A 15,036-nucleotide genomic window follows, 5' to 3' on the forward strand; every position below is an offset into this window, starting at 1 on the left:
GGGTATGAAAAGATATGAAGTTTATAGAACTATTATAGCAATACTCATAGCTCTTGCTTTAGGGTATGTATTAATACTTCTTTCTGCTATACCAAAAGGAGACATGGCATTTTCAGAGAAATTAAAGGTTGCTATTACAGATGCAAATGATGCATTTGTAAAGTTTTTGACACTTCCTGTTGCAAGGCAGAGAAGAGGACACTGGCAATTTAATCTTAGAGGTTTCATTCAATGGATTAATGAAAGTGTTCCTATAATGATTACAGGTCTTGCTGTTTCGTTGATATTTACAGCGAAACAATTTAATATAGGTGCTGAGGGACAATTATTCCTTGGTGCTGCCATAGCAAGTTTTGCAGCAATATACTTTCCGGCGATACCAATTCTACATCCTATTGTTGTTATTCTTGTTGCTTCATTGGTAGGAGCTGGGTGGTCAGCAATACCTGGTTATTTAAAGGCAAAGTGGAATGCATCTGAAATAGTAACTTCATTAATGCTTAATTATGTTGCATTATATATGGGATTATTTATAATCAAAGTATTTTTAAGAGATCCCAATGCAGGTCAATTGGTATCTTATAAATTTAAAGAAACAGCTATGTTATACCTTTTAAATTCAAGATATAGATGGCATATAGGTATATTAATAGCTCTTGCAATGAGTTTACTTTTCTGGTTTATTATGAAAAAAACAACATGGGGTTATAAGGTAAGATTAATCGGTAACAATAAGAACTTTGCATATTATTCAGGAATAGACACACAAAAGACATTGTTCCAGGCTCATGTTGTAAGTGGTGCAATTGCAGGAACAGCAGGTATTATTGAGTTAATTGGATATCACGGTAGATTTTTATGGTTGTTTTCTCCAGGATATGGATGGGACGGTATAATTATTGCCACATTGGCAAGAAATAACCCGTTATATGTACCACTAGCCGCTTTATTCCTTTCTTATATCAGGGTAGGAGCAAAAACAATGGGAAGATATACAAATATACCACCGGAAATGGTATCGATTTTACAGGCAACTATAATCTTACTTGTAACTGCTGAAGCATTCCTTTCAGGAATGAGACAAAAAGCTATAGAAAAAGAAGCAAAAAAATCAGAAAATGCCATTGCGAATGGTGGTGAAACAGCATGAATGGAGTTTTAAGTTCTATATTATCGTGGGATTTTTTATCAGCTGGAATCAGGGTAACAACGCCGATATTATTGGCAGCTCTTGGTGCATTAGTAGCTGAGCTTGCAGGAACGCCTAATATAGCTCTTGAAGGTACAATGCTATTTTCTGCTTTTGTTGGAGTAATAATCAGCGGATTTACACAGAATATATGGTTATCTATAATAGGTGCATTAATAACAGGTTGGGTAATGTCATCAATACTTGCGTATTTTTCTTTAAAATTAAAAACAGATATAATAATGGCAGCAATTGCTTTAAATATTTTTGCAAGTGGTGGAACTGTGTATGCACTGTATTTATTAACAGGCGATAAGGGTTCATCAGCTTCTGTTAAATCGCTTGTTTTACCAAATATAGATATACCTATAATAAAGGATATACCTATTTTGGGAAATATTTTAAGTGGGCATCATGTACTTACGTATGTTGCGGTATTAATGATATTCCTTGTTCAGTATATGTTATATAAAACACCTCTTGGTTTGAGGATTAGATCAGTTGGTGAATCACCTGATGCTGCACGTTCTGTTGGGATTTCTGTATTTAAAACACAATATACAGCCCTTGTAATTAGTGGTTTATTAGCAAGTTTAGCAGGTGTGTTTTTATCCATGGGTTATGTTTCATGGTTTGCAAGGGATATGACAGCAGGTAGAGGGTTTATAGCCCTTGCTGCTCAGGCGTTAGGTGGAACTTCTGCATATGGTGTAGCGTTAGGTTCATTATTGTTTGGTTTTTCAGAAGCTCTTTCATTCTCTTTGCAATTCTTAAATATTCCATATGAAGTAACGCAATCAATGCCATTTTTAATTACTGTTGGCGCATTGGCGTTTTATGCATGGAATAAGGTTAGAGAAAGTAAGGAAAAAATCTTTTAATTTAATTAAAGATTAAAGGAGGTTTTCGGGGTGAGTAAAAAACTTTCTTTGTTAGGATTATTTACCGCATTTTTAATTGTTACTGCGTGGATAAAAATTCCAACGCCATTTGGTGTGCCGTTTACCCTGCAGGTATTTGGAATTATACTTTCTATTTATTTCTTAAAAAAAGATGCATGGAAGGTTGTTTTGATTTATGTAATGCTTGGTATGCTTGGGCTTCCTGTATTTGCAGGATTTAATGCTGGGATAGCAACAATCTTAGGTCCAACTGGTGGATATATAATAGGATTCTTATTGGCTACTGTTGTTGCATTTTTGCCTTTTGAAGGAATATTAAGAGGAATTTTAGCCTTGATAATAATTTATGTATCAGGCGTAATAGGATTAATGATGAGGTTGGATATAAATTTAATTAAAGCAATTCAAATAGGTGTTTTACCATTTATTGTTTTTGATGTTATCAAGGTTGTACTTGGATATTATACATATGTACTTACAAAAAAATATAATATAGAAATTGTAAAATAATCTTTGTATAATAGCCTCTTCTATTAAAGAAGAGGCTATTTTTAATTTGTAATACTTTTTTCTTTTTATTTAAATCTTTTCGAAAGATTTTCATTATATTAGAGGAATAAGATATAAATGTTTTTTGCCTTTTATTAAAGAAAGGGGGATAAAATGACTATAAACGGTATTTTAGTTCTGGTAATAGTTGGATTGGCGTATCTGTATATTATTTTTGGAAAAAAGAACAAACCTGTGGTAGTTTTTAGTCTGGCTTTATTGATTTCTGGATTAAGATTGGTAGAAGGGTTAGATGCAGAAAACTTCAGTCATGTTGTGGATATTGATACATTGGGATTATTAACAGGTATGATGATGATAGTAGCTTTTTTAAGTAAGTCTGGTTTTTTTGAGTTTTTTTCTATTAAGATTATAAAGCTTGGGGGAAAACGATTCTTTTTAACAATTACAATGTTGATGATAATAGTAGCGTTAACATCAGCATTTTTAGATAATGTAGTTACTATTCTTGTTATGGCGCCTATGATTTTTTTAATAGCAGATATGCTTGAAATTAGTCCTATACCATTGATAATGCTAACTATTTTAATGGATAATATTGGAGGAGCTGCAACATTAATAGGTAGTCCTTTAAACCTTGTTATAGGTTCAATTAGTGGATATTCATTTAATGATTTTATTGTAAAAATGGGTCCTGTATCTATTCTGGCTTTCATAGGAGTATTGTTTTATTTTAAAAAGCATTTGAGAGTAGACGAAAAAACATTAAAAAATATAGCTAAATTAAATGAAATCGATGAAAGAAAAGCTATTACTGACAAAAAAATGATGATTTATTCATTAATAGATTTTATAATAGTAATTATATTATTTATTTTGCATTCTACTTTGCATTTAGAATTAGCTGTTATAGCACTTTTGGGTGGTTCTATTTTAGTATTTAAATTTGCAAATGGATATGAAGATGTTGCAAAGGATATAGATTGGGATATGCTATTCTTTTTTGCAGGTTTGTATATGACTTCATATGCATTGGAAGAAATAGGATTTACGGAAAAGATTGCGAATATGTTTATTCCACTTGAATCCAATCAATTACTGCTTATAGGTGTTTTTTATTTAATAGCTGTTATTACAATTCCAATTTTAAATAATGTACCATCGGCATTAATTCTGGCACCTGTTATAAGAATACTTGTAAATCAGGGTATTACACCTGTGTTATGGTGGGCTTTTGCAATAGGAGCAAATTTTGCTACCAGTTTAACCCCATTGGGAGCTGTTCAAAACCTGGTTGCAGTTAATTATCTTGAAAAGAATTTAGGAAGAAAGTTTGGATTTATTGAATATATGCGATGGAAGATAATACCAGTTTTAATATCTCTGGTAATTGGATTAATATATGTAGGATATTTATTATATATGTAAAACTGAGGCCATTAGAGGCCTCAGTTCAATTTATTAATGGCGTATTCAATTTGCTTACAGGCTCTTTCTACAATTTCTCTGGATGTTGCGATATTCATTCTCATAAAACCTTCTCCACCAGGACCAAAGGTATCGCCAGAATTAAAACCTACCTTCGCTTTTCTTTCCAGGAATCTTTTTAAATCATCCTGTTTCATATTTAATTCTCTGAAATCCAGCCAAACCAGGAAGGTGCCATCAGAATCAATCACTTTTACCTGTGGAATATTTTTTTCAAAGTATGACTTTACAAATTTATAATTTTCTTCTATATATTCCATAACTTCATTTAACCAATCTTTTCCGTGTTTATATGCAGCTTCTGCTGCGACGAGACTTGAGATATTTTGTAAATATAAACCAGCTTTTTGAATCCATGCTTCAAATGTGTTTCTTAATTTTTCATTTTTTATAATTGCAAAAGAATAATGAAAACCAGCAATATTAAATGTTTTGCTTGGAGCCATTAAAGTTATAGTTCTTTCTGCAATTTCATCAGAAAGTGAAGCAATTGGTATATGTTTTGAATTTTTAAATACAAGATCAGCATGAATTTCATCGGAAACTATTAATACGTCATGTTTTATACATAATTCTCCAATTTTTTCCAATTCTTCTTTTGTCCATACTCTACCAACGGGGTTATGAGGACTGCATAAAATAAACATTTTTGAGTTTTTAAGTTTTTCTTCTAAATCTTCAAAGTCTATTTCATATTTATTATTTTTCAATACTAATTCATTTATTAAAAGATTTCTGTTATTATTTTTTACAGAACTCATAAAAGGTGGATATACAGGTGTTTGAATTAATATATTATCTTTTGGTTTGGTGAATAACATTATTGAAAAGTTTAAAGAGGGTATTACGCCATGTTCTGATAAAATCCAATCTTTTTTTACTTTCCAGGAATGTTTATATTCAAGCCAGTTTATAATATTTTCTTTTAAACTTTTTGGTTCATAAGTATAACCAAAAACGCCATGGTCTATTCTTTTTTGTAAAGCTTTTATTACTTCTTCAGGTGCTTTAAAATCCATGTCCGCTACCCACATGGGTATTACTTCATTATCAAAGAATAAATCTGTTTTCCAATCTTTCCAATCCCATTTAATAGAGTTTGTGTTTTTTCTTTCAACAAATTCCATTTTCTTCCCCCCATTTTTTTATAAATTAAAAGATTTTACCGGGCTTTCTGCCCGGTAAAATAAAAGTATTAAAATTCATTTATTACACTAAATTCTATTTTATCTTTAAATTCGTCATTAAATGAATCATAATATTTTGTATATAACATAAATAAATTGTTTGATACAGGATAACCTACAGAAATTTCGGCTGATGTATTTTTATCTAACCAATTATTAATATCTTCTAATGATTCCATAGGTCTATAGTATTTTCCAATAATAATTAGAGGAAATTCTTCAGAAGGTATTTGTGCATATAATGAGCCGGTAATTTCAGGATTTTGAACCTCAAAAGTTTTTGTTAAATCATAATGTAATCTTCCATTTGCATTTATAATATTTCCAAGATGAATATCAATTTCATTAATTCCACCAAATCTAATGGTATCATAATTTAAAATGTCGTAAGCTGTATCAGGATTTTCAAGGTTATTTTCATATTCAACATTTACAAATCCCAATTTATAATAAGGCATCTGTATAACTACAGGAAGTGATTTTAATGTTATTATACCTAAATTTAAAATTCCTCCTGCACCAGCGCCATAACCATTAACTGTTGTTGAGTCAATTGTAGAAGAGATATAACCAGCTTCCCCACCAATTTTTAAAATACCTTCTCCGAGATATGCACTTACACTACCGAGGACATCATCTCTTAAAGGTTTTATATCTTCTTTTTCCATGGTTTTACCGCCAAAAAATTCAAGGTTTATAAAGCCAACATGTGTTTTTAATATTCCATAGTATAAATAACCGCTCTGACTATAATTTACAGGAATAATTGAATCCAATGAATAAGGCATATGAACTTCTGCTTTTATATCTTCACTTATAAAACCTAAGTCTAAAGCATTTTTGAAGTTATTAGTATAATTATACATTAATATACCCAAGCCTGCAGTTTTAGGATATGAAATTCCATATCTGAAATATAAAGGTCCAATTCTTAATTTTAATAAATTTATTGTTAATCCTGATAAAATATTATCTGTTTCTTCCATATTTGGAGTTCCATAATATAATGAACCACCAATTTCTTTTTGATATGCATTAAGACCCAACCCAAGCCCAAAAGAATTATTTTCGAAAACACCATTAATAGAATATAAAAGATAATCCTGTCCGTTTTCAGATACTGTGTTGAAATATGGTTGAACATAAAATTCCCCAAAGGATAAAGTTGCTAAAATGCCGATCAATATAATAGATATAAGTTTTTTCATGATATCTACCTCCTCTGTTTTTTTAGATTTTTTGCTGCAACTTCAGGAGATATTGAGTTTATAAAGAAACCTGATCCCCATTCAAATCCTGCAGCATGTGTTAGGCGTGGAATTAATTCAAGATGCCAGTGATAAAAGTTATTATTTAAATTATCAAAGGGAGAGGTGTGTATCATATAATTATATGGAATGTCTCCCAATAAAGAATAAAGATTATAAACAGTATGCTGCAAGATTTCAGCAAAGCTTTTAACTTTTTCAGGGAACTTTCTTAAAATTCCAAAATCAGATGAATGTTCTTTGGGAATTATCCATGTTTCATATGGAAATCGTGGGGCAAAAGGTTCAAATGCAATAAAGTGTTCGTTTTCTTCGATTATTCTGATATTATCTATTTTTTCCTGTTCAATTATAGAACAAAAAATACATTTTTTCTTTAAAGAGTAAAAATTTTTTGCACCTTTTAATTCTTCTTCTATGTATATAGGAATTATAGGAGTTGCAATTAATTGGGAATGTGGATGTTCTAAAGATGCTCCGGCATCGCTTCCATAATTTTTAAATATCTGTATGTATTTTATTTTTTTATCTTTTTTTATTTCGTTGAACCGTATTAAATATGCCCATATAATTTCTTCAACTTCTTTTTCGGACATATTATATATTTTATGATGGTGTTTTTGTGATTCAATTATTACTTCATGATAACCATATCCATCTAATGAATAATATATGCCATTTTTTTTGAATTTTGGTGATATATCAGGTATTACAGCAGGGAATTTATTTGGAACTACTCTTATCCACCAGTTTTCATCATTGGGTTTTGAATTTTCAGGTTTAAATGCCAGTATTTCTGGTGGAGTTAAATGTTCATTTCCCTTATCAAAAGGGCAAAATATTTCTTCGGATATTTCTTTTCTTTCAATTTTTTGAATAGGGCGATTTGAACGTTCTGAAGATATTATCACCCATCTGTTTGTTATAGGATCTTTTCTATATTCTGGCATAAAACCTCCCTGCCCTAGACTTTTTTAGCCAAAGCTCTTTTATACAAATGTATGTATTCTTCAGCAGATTTATCCCATGAAAAGTTACTATTCATAGCGTTTAAAACAACATTTTTCCAACATTCAGGTTTTCTATAATATATATTAAGTGCTTTTAAAATTGCAACCAATAAATCTGAAGAATGGTAATTATAAAATCCAAAACCGTTGCCTATATTTTTTTCACAATTAAATTCTTTTACTGTATCAGCCAGACCACCTGTATATCTTACAATGGGTATTGTACCATATCTCATGGAGTACATCTGTCCAAGGCCACATGGTTCATATCTTGAAGGCATTAAAAACATATCGCTTCCAGCGTATATTAATTGAGCTAATTTAATATCAAATCGTATATTTATTGACAATCTATTATTATATTTGTTCTGAAATTCCTTTAATTGTTTTTCAAAACGTTCTTCTCCTGTTCCAAGAATTATTACCTGAACATCTAAAAGAGTTAAATAATCGAGTATGTCGGCGATTAAATCTATGCCTTTTTGTTCTACTATACGGCCTATAAAACTTATTACAGGAATATTTTTATTTTCTGGTAATCCCAATTCCTTTTGAAGTGATAATTTATTTTTGTATTTATTTTCAAGATTTTCTTTACTGAAATTATATGGAATATTTTTATCTGTTTCAGGGTTTATTTTTTCATAATCAACACCATTTATTATTCCGTACAAATCATTATTTCTAACCTTTAATACACCATCTAATTTATACCCGTATTCTTCTGTTTGTATTTCTTCTGCATATGTTTTACTTACTGTATTAATTATATCGCTGAAAAGTATTCCACCCTTTAGAAAATTAATTTGACCAAAAAATTCAAGTGCATCGATATTGTATAAATAGCCCGGTAAACCTGCAATACTTAATATATCAGGTGGAAAGATTCCCTGATAGCCTAAATTATGAATAGTAAAAACAGTGGCTATTTTTGATAATACATCATCATCGCGGTAATTGGTTTTTAAATAAACAGGAATTAACGCTGTTTGCCAATCATTCAAATGAAGTAGATTTGTTTCTGGCAAATAATTTTTTATAAATGAAATTACTGCGTCAGAAAAATACGTTGTTTGATGTTCTTTATGAGGATATTCATATACGTCATCTGTTGAAAATAATTCTTCATTTTTTATCAGATATACAGGAATATCTGTATCTGGAAGAAAGGATTTAAATACAGAAAATGAATATTTAAAGGAATGACTGAAAGGATAAAGATTTTCCGCAACCTTTTCTAAAAGGTACCCTTTGCTTTTTATATTTTTTTCTGCAACTTTATGAAATGGCATAATAATATTAAGTTGGTCTGTATATTTCTTAATATATTTTGGCAATGTTCCCGCAACATCAGCAAGTCCGCCAACCTTCGCGAAAGGATCAACCTCATATGAAACAAAAGAAATATTCATATATCCCACCCCTTATATAATAATAAAAAGATTATTTAACCTTATATGGTGTATCATGAGTGAATATTACGTAATCAGACTTTTCCGTCCATTCTTTTACTATTTCTGCAACTTTATCTGTTCTCAAATTTCTCATAATATCATAAAAATCTATTTTTGTCATACATATATCTCCAGGCAAAAAGAGATTTCCGAAATTTTCACTTTCTATAAATAAAGATACATGTTCTTTTGAGTGGTAAGGAGTATAAATTACGGTAATGGCATTAAAAAGTTTTTCGCCACCTTTAAAAGTTTCCACGCGACCTTCCCAGGAATCAACCATTTGTTGATAAGCCTGACCAATTAAAGGACCGAAGTTTCGATAATTTTTTCCTTTATAATTTTCATGAATTCTTATTGTTGCATTAGGGAAAAATATTGAATTATATGCATGATCAAGATGAACATGTGTAAGTACTATATCAGTAATTTCTTCTGGAGGAATATCTAAATTTTCTTCTATATCCTGGATTGTATGGATATGGCCGGGGTCTATTAAAACCTTTCTATTTTCATCTTCGAGTAAAAATACAGAAGAAAATGTTCCATGTACCCTTCCAGTAATAGTTAACAAGCCACCATCGAGTATAATCCTGAATTTCATATTTTCCCTCCTTTAAATATTAAGCCTCTTCGTAAATTCCATCATATTCTATATCATTATCATCAAGTATATTAGAAACAGCATTAACATCCTTTAGAGATAGTTTTACAGAAATCATACGTCTGGTTTTATTTATTTTACATGTAGTCATGGAAAGTATATTTAAATTATTATTGCTGAAAGTTTCAACTATTTTTTTTAATTGTCCAGGTTTATCGTCGAGAGTAAGTATAACTTTTGTTCCAGCTTCATTTAATGCTGTAATATTCACCATTGCACTGATTATCTCATCAAATCCAAATAATCCCACAGGATTCATATCATAATCTACAACGGGTAAAACTTTGAATTTAGTTTCCATCATTGTAAGAAGTACGTCTTCAACTAAGTCATCTTCATATAAAAAATCTTCAATAGGATCAAAAACATTAATTAGAAATTCATCGCTATCATATTCTCTTAAAATAGCAATATCTTCCTTTCTAATTGAAGAAAAAAGAGTCCCGTTTTTTCTTAAAATAAGTATTATATCAATATCTTTTTCGAAAAAAAGTTTTATTGCATCATCAATGGTATCATCAATATTTAATGTTTTAAAATCATTCCTCATCCATAATTTGACATACATTCTTATATCCTCCTTAATACTCTTTTATTATAATTATACACCAAAATATATGTTTTTTATGTTATAATGATATTGCCGACTTTTATACAGTAATTTTAAGGAGGAAATTAAAAATGAGTGAAAAAGAAAAAATAGCTATTGTTGCTGATTCTGGTTGCGGTATTCCAAAAGACATTGTTGAGAAATACGATATAAAAATCATTCCTTTAAGAACTATCATCGATGGTAAGGAATATAATGAAGGTGAATTTTCTCAGGAATTTTTATACGAAAGAATGGATAATGGGGATGTGAAAACTTCTCTTCCGAATCCTGATATTATAAGGAATACATTTGAAGAATTAATAAGAAACGGTAAAAAAAGAATAATTACATTTAATCTATCAGGGAGTATGAGTGGAACGTTTAATATATTTAGATTAGTTTCAAATGAAATTATGCAAAAATACGAAGATGTGGAGATAGTAAATATTGATACATTAAACATTTCTATTGGTGGAGGTTTGGTTGCATATAGAGCGGCGCAAATGATATTTGAGGAAGGAAAATCATTTGAAGAAGTTGCAAAGTGGGCTGATGAGTATAGATTTAAGTCAAAGATATTCTTCGTTATTCCAACATTGAAATATCTTGCCAAAGGCGGAAGAATAGGTAAGGTTTCAGCCAAAATAGGTGAAATGTTAAACATAAAACCCATTATTTCCAATAGTGATGAAGGAATATATTATACTGTTACAAAGGTTCGCGGATTAAAACGTTCATATGATAAAGTTTATCAGGAATTTTTAAAATTTGTAGATGGAAGAAAACATATGGCGGCAGTTTATATAAGTGGAACATCAAAAGAATTGGAAAAATTACAAAAAGATTTTGTAAAAAAGATTGAATCTTTGGAAAATAATATAGAAGTTCTTGTTGGTAAAGTTTCAAGCACTATTGGTGTTCATTCTGGACCGGATATGTTTGGAATAGCTGCATTAGTTCTTGAATAATTTGAAAGGGGTTTAATGTGAATAGGCCTTTATACGAAGAATTAAGACCAAAAAATCTGGAAGAGATAGAGGGAAATGATGAATTAAAAAAGATTTTAAAAAGATGGATAAAAACAAATAAATTAAAGTCGTTTGTTATATATGGACCACCGGGGTGCGGGAAAACCACGGTGGTTTCTGCGTTTTTAAATGAACTGGATAAAAATAAATACGAAATCCATAAAATTTCTGGAGCATTAGAAGGAGCAAAAACATTAAAAAATATAATTAATACAAAAAATCCCCTTTTCCAGAAACAAATTGTATTATTTGTTGATGAAATTCATCGCTTAAATAAGGCAGAACAGGATGTATTATTATTGCATGTGGAAAATGGAGACGTGGTTTTAATAGGCTCTACAACAGAAAATCCTTCTTTTTCCTTAAATCCTGCTTTGCGTTCGAGGGTATTGTTATTTGAAATAAAACCGTTAGATACAGGAGAAATAAAAAATATTTTGGAAAAAATAAAGAAGAAATATAATATGACCTATTCGGAACAATTGCCAGAAATTCTTAAAGAGATATTTGGTCATGATATAAGACAAATGATAAATATATTAGAAGCTTTAATTGACATAGGAGAAAAAAATATAACCCCTGAAACGTTAAGTAAAATAAACTCTTCGTACAGGGGATTTTCAAAAGAAAATAAATATGATGCTATTTCAGCTTTTATAAAGAGCATTCGTGGAAGTGATCCTGATGCGGCGGTTTTTTATCTTGCATATATGCTCGAAAATGGGGAGGACCCTGTATATATAGCAAGAAGATTAATGATTCTTGCAGGTGAGGATATAGGACTTGCGGATCCGATGGCATTAAATATAGCAGTTTCAGCATTTATTGCTACAAAAGAAATTGGCTATCCTGAATGTTTATATCCTTTAACAGAAGCAACGTTATATTTATCATCAGCGCCAAAATCCAATACTGTAATGAAGACATATTTTAATGCTAAAAATGCAATAAATGAAAAATTTGAAATTCCTTTGAAATTGAGAAATCCAGTAACTAAATTTATGAAAAATAAAGGGTATGGCAAAGAATATAAATATCCTCATGATTTTGGCGGTTTTATAAAAGATACGTATCTTCCTGATAAATTGGAAAATAAACAATTCTTTAATCCCAGAGAAATTGGTTTTGAAGGGAAAATAGCTCAAAGATTAAAAAAGTTATGGAAAGGTATTAAAGACTATTAATCTTTATTATCGTTAAAAATTTCATTTATAATTTCGATTTTATAGTTATCTGTTACTTTAAAAATTATTTTTTTGTTGTATAATATTATGCTGATTATGTCACCAGGTTTTACTTCGTACGAAGGTTTTAATGTTTTTTCATTTTTTAATATTTTACCAGCCTTTGCCAATTCATTGGCTACAGTTCTTCTTTTGATAATTCTATTTACCTTTAAAAATTTATCCAATCTCATAAAAACACCCCCAAAAATATATTAATTGAAAAAATTCCTTGACATAAAAGACTAAAATAATTATAATATATTTAGCGTGTAAAAATAATTAAAATATTTTAAAATATATATTATGAGGTGATAGAGTTGTCAGAGCCAGTTCTTATAGTCGAAAACTTAAAAACATATTTCGACATAGCTGAAGGAACAGTTAAAGCAGTAAACGGCGTATCCTTTACTTTAAATCCCAACGAATCATTAGGAGTTGTTGGGGAAACAGGTTCAGGAAAAAGTGTTACAATGAAGACCATTATGGGACTTATAAAAAAACCAGGCTATATTCCAGAAGGTAGAATTTTATTCTTAACTGATGAATTCAGTAAAGACGGTAAAAAAGAGTATGTTGATTTAACCAAACTTACCCCACAGCAATTTACACGCATTAGAGGAAGACATATTGCTATGATCTTCCAGGATCCAATGACATCCTTAAATCCGATGTATACTGTTGCTGATCAAATGATCGAAACTATTATGTATCATCAGAATGTTTCTGAATTAGAGGCAAGAAAAAGAGCTGTAGAATTATTAAGAAAAGTTGGAATTCCAAATGCAGACAAAAGAATAGATGATTATCCATTTCAATTCTCTGGAGGGCAAAGACAGAGAATCGTTATTGCTATAGGTTTATCATGTAATCCCGAATTATTGATTGCAGATGAACCTACAACAGCACTTGATGTTACAATTCAGGCTCAAATACTTGAGTTAATGAAAGATCTTCAAAATGAATTTAACACAGCAATGATATATATTACACATGACTTATCTGTTGTAGCTGAAATAGCAGATAAGGTTATGGTTATGTATGGTGGTAACCAGATGGAGGTTGCCGATGTAAATACAATCTTTGAAAAGCCAACACATCCATATACAAATATGTTGCTTAATTGTATTCCAAGACACGACGCAAAAAAAGATGAATTGGAACCAATTCCTGGGCAACCGCCAATAATGCTCGATCCTCCAGATTTGTGTCCATTCTTGCCAAGATGTCCAATGGCAACGGAAAAATGTAGAAAAGCAAAACCAGATTTAAACGAACTTGAACCAGGACATTTTGTAAGATGTTGGAATCCTGTATTGGACGCAAAAATGGGAGGAGATAAATAATGCTTTTAAGAGTTAATAATTTAAAAAAATATTTCCCTATAAAACACGGATTTATTGTTGAAAAAACTGTAGGATATGTAAAAGCAGTTGATGATGTTTCATTTACTCTTGATAAAAATGAAACATATGGTCTTGTTGGAGAATCTGGTTGTGGTAAGACCACTATCGGTAAAACAATTTTAAGATTATATAATCAAACAGATGGTGAAATCTTTATTGATGACGAAGATACAAGTTATTTCTTCATGAAAAGATCAGAAGCAAGAAAGTATCTTCAAAAACATTATATAGATGTATTACATGAAGGAATAAAGGAAAAATCAGAATCAGAATTCTTAAAATCAATTCCAGATTATAAAAGAAAGTATTTTGAATACATTATAAAAAATGGTGAAGCAAGATTTATAAATTACATGCTTTCAGATTTAAAGCAAAAAAGAATGCATTTTAGAAGAAAGGTACAGATTGTTTTCCAGGATCCAACATCCTCATTGAACCCAAGAATGGCTGTTGGACAGATACTTGCTGAACCGCTTTTATTCCATGGTATTGCAAAAAACAAAAATGAAGCGTATGATATAGTTAGAGAAATACTTGTAAACGTTGGATTAAAAAAATACCATGTTGATAGATATCCACATCAGTTCTCTGGAGGACAAAGACAGAGAATTGCTGTTGCAAGGGCAGCTATTTTAAAACCAGATTTAATCATTCTTGACGAGCCAACTTCAGCTCTTGACGTTTCTGTTCAGGCACAGATAATCAAATTATTAAAAGATTTACAGAAGGAATTAGAAGCTGGATATCTCTTCATTTCACACGACTTAGGTGTTGTAAGATTCATTTCAAATTATGTTGGTATTATGTATCTTGGAAGAATGGTTGAATATGGCGATTCTGATGAAATATTTGACCATTATAAACATCCATATACAGAAGCTTTATTAAATGCAGCTCCTGTACCGGATCCTAAAAAGAGAAGAGACAGAAAACAATTTATTATACAGGGACAGGTTCCATCTCCAATTAATAGACCAAGCGGATGTTTCTTCTCACCAAGATGTAAATATGCATTTGAACCATGTTCAAAGAAATATCCACCTTATTATAAAGTAGGTAATAATCATTTTGTAAGTTGTTATAAGTATGAAGCAAAATCATGAAAATCAAGGGAG

Annotated in this window: 15 protein-coding genes; 8 read left to right on the forward strand and 7 right to left on the reverse strand. The window is 30.3% G+C overall.

From position 1 onward, the window contains the following. The first annotated feature begins 4 nt into the window (after window positions 1-4). From XO11_RS07150 to XO11_RS07165, 4 genes are all read left to right on the forward strand, one after another. Window positions 5-1,150, forward strand: a complete 1,146-nt coding sequence (locus XO11_RS07150; RefSeq protein ID WP_198029609.1) for an ABC transporter permease — start codon at window positions 5-7, stop codon at window positions 1,148-1,150. After that, window positions 1,147-2,070 carry an ABC transporter permease gene (locus XO11_RS07155; RefSeq protein ID WP_014296939.1) on the forward strand — a complete coding sequence of 308 codons (924 nt, stop codon included), beginning with the start codon at window positions 1,147-1,149 and terminating at the stop codon, window positions 2,068-2,070. Before XO11_RS07150 ends, XO11_RS07155 begins: the two co-directional genes overlap by 4 nt. 30 nt (window positions 2,071-2,100) lie before the next feature. Next, window positions 2,101-2,601 (forward strand): biotin transporter BioY, encoded by a 501-nt coding sequence (locus XO11_RS07160; protein WP_075780660.1) that lies wholly within the window; start codon window positions 2,101-2,103, stop codon window positions 2,599-2,601. Between the two features lie 153 nt (window positions 2,602-2,754). After that, window positions 2,755-4,029, forward strand: coding sequence for an SLC13 family permease (locus XO11_RS07165; RefSeq protein ID WP_014296941.1), 1,275 nt, complete (start codon window positions 2,755-2,757; stop codon window positions 4,027-4,029). Window positions 4,030-4,049: 20 nt separating this feature from the next. On the opposite strand, the gene XO11_RS07170 is transcribed toward XO11_RS07165, so the two are convergent. The 6 genes from XO11_RS07170 to XO11_RS07195 form a co-directional block, all read right to left on the reverse strand. Further along, window positions 4,050-5,216 carry a MalY/PatB family protein gene (locus XO11_RS07170; protein ID WP_014296942.1) on the reverse strand — a complete coding sequence of 389 codons (1,167 nt, stop codon included), beginning with the start codon at window positions 5,214-5,216 and terminating at the stop codon, window positions 4,050-4,052. 68 nt (window positions 5,217-5,284) lie between these two features. After that, on the reverse strand, window positions 5,285-6,484 hold the full coding sequence (locus XO11_RS07175; protein ID WP_175418421.1) for a hypothetical protein: 1,200 nt from the start codon (window positions 6,482-6,484) through the stop codon (window positions 5,285-5,287). 5 nt (window positions 6,485-6,489) lie between these two features. Continuing rightward, window positions 6,490-7,494, reverse strand: a complete 1,005-nt coding sequence (gene galT / locus XO11_RS07180) for a galactose-1-phosphate uridylyltransferase (protein WP_014296944.1) — start codon at window positions 7,492-7,494, stop codon at window positions 6,490-6,492. Between the two features lie 14 nt (window positions 7,495-7,508). Further along, window positions 7,509-8,966 (reverse strand): glycogen synthase, encoded by a 1,458-nt coding sequence (locus XO11_RS07185; protein WP_014296945.1) that lies wholly within the window; start codon window positions 8,964-8,966, stop codon window positions 7,509-7,511. Between the two features lie 31 nt (window positions 8,967-8,997). Then, window positions 8,998-9,612, reverse strand: coding sequence for an MBL fold metallo-hydrolase (locus XO11_RS07190; protein ID WP_014296946.1), 615 nt, complete (start codon window positions 9,610-9,612; stop codon window positions 8,998-9,000). A gap of 19 nt (window positions 9,613-9,631) precedes the next feature. Then, window positions 9,632-10,240 (reverse strand): CBS domain-containing protein, encoded by a 609-nt coding sequence (locus tag XO11_RS07195; protein WP_014296947.1) that lies wholly within the window; start codon window positions 10,238-10,240, stop codon window positions 9,632-9,634. A 113-nt stretch (window positions 10,241-10,353) separates the two neighbouring features. Here XO11_RS07195 and XO11_RS07200 point away from each other — a divergent pair, with 113 nt between their 5' ends. Continuing rightward, on the forward strand, window positions 10,354-11,232 hold the full coding sequence (locus XO11_RS07200) for a DegV family protein (RefSeq protein WP_075780664.1): 879 nt from the start codon (window positions 10,354-10,356) through the stop codon (window positions 11,230-11,232). A 17-nt stretch (window positions 11,233-11,249) separates the two neighbouring features. After that, window positions 11,250-12,476: a replication-associated recombination protein A gene (locus XO11_RS10740; protein WP_014296949.1), complete on the forward strand. Its 1,227-nt coding sequence runs from the start codon at window positions 11,250-11,252 to the stop codon at window positions 12,474-12,476. Here XO11_RS10740 and XO11_RS07210 read toward each other — a convergent pair. Further along, window positions 12,473-12,709 carry a S4 domain-containing protein gene (locus XO11_RS07210; protein ID WP_014296950.1) on the reverse strand — a complete coding sequence of 79 codons (237 nt, stop codon included), beginning with the start codon at window positions 12,707-12,709 and terminating at the stop codon, window positions 12,473-12,475. The genes XO11_RS10740 and XO11_RS07210 overlap by 4 nt on opposite strands. A gap of 126 nt (window positions 12,710-12,835) precedes the next feature. On the opposite strand from XO11_RS07210, the gene XO11_RS07215 reads away from it, so the two are divergent. After that, window positions 12,836-13,861, forward strand: coding sequence for an ABC transporter ATP-binding protein (locus XO11_RS07215; RefSeq protein WP_014296951.1), 1,026 nt, complete (start codon window positions 12,836-12,838; stop codon window positions 13,859-13,861). Beyond that, entirely contained in the window at window positions 13,861-15,024 is a 1,164-nt protein-coding gene (locus XO11_RS07220) for an ABC transporter ATP-binding protein (RefSeq protein WP_014296952.1), read from the forward strand. Before XO11_RS07215 ends, XO11_RS07220 begins: the two co-directional genes overlap by 1 nt. Window positions 15,025-15,036 lie beyond the last annotated feature (12 nt).

Source organism: Marinitoga sp. 1138 (genome assembly GCF_013363265.1).
In the GTDB taxonomy this organism is placed as follows: domain Bacteria; phylum Thermotogota; class Thermotogae; order Petrotogales; family Petrotogaceae; genus Marinitoga; species Marinitoga piezophila.

Coding starts and splice junctions, on each gene's coding strand:
- XO11_RS07195 (WP_014296947.1), bottom strand. CDS start 10,240: ATGTATGTCAAATTATGGATGAGGAATGATTTTAAAACATTAAATATT.
- galT (WP_014296944.1), bottom strand. CDS start 7,494: ATGCCAGAATATAGAAAAGATCCTATAACAAACAGATGGGTGATAATA.
- XO11_RS07220 (WP_014296952.1), top strand. CDS start 13,861: ATGCTTTTAAGAGTTAATAATTTAAAAAAATATTTCCCTATAAAACAC.
- XO11_RS07175 (WP_175418421.1), bottom strand. CDS start 6,484: ATGAAAAAACTTATATCTATTATATTGATCGGCATTTTAGCAACTTTA.
- XO11_RS07185 (WP_014296945.1), bottom strand. CDS start 8,966: ATGAATATTTCTTTTGTTTCATATGAGGTTGATCCTTTCGCGAAGGTT.
- XO11_RS07200 (WP_075780664.1), top strand. CDS start 10,354: ATGAGTGAAAAAGAAAAAATAGCTATTGTTGCTGATTCTGGTTGCGGT.
- XO11_RS07165 (WP_014296941.1), top strand. CDS start 2,755: ATGACTATAAACGGTATTTTAGTTCTGGTAATAGTTGGATTGGCGTAT.
- XO11_RS07155 (WP_014296939.1), top strand. CDS start 1,147: ATGAATGGAGTTTTAAGTTCTATATTATCGTGGGATTTTTTATCAGCT.
- XO11_RS07150 (WP_198029609.1), top strand. CDS start 5: ATGAAAAGATATGAAGTTTATAGAACTATTATAGCAATACTCATAGCT.
- XO11_RS07190 (WP_014296946.1), bottom strand. CDS start 9,612: ATGAAATTCAGGATTATACTCGATGGTGGCTTGTTAACTATTACTGGA.
- XO11_RS07210 (WP_014296950.1), bottom strand. CDS start 12,709: ATGAGATTGGATAAATTTTTAAAGGTAAATAGAATTATCAAAAGAAGA.
- XO11_RS07170 (WP_014296942.1), bottom strand. CDS start 5,216: ATGGAATTTGTTGAAAGAAAAAACACAAACTCTATTAAATGGGATTGG.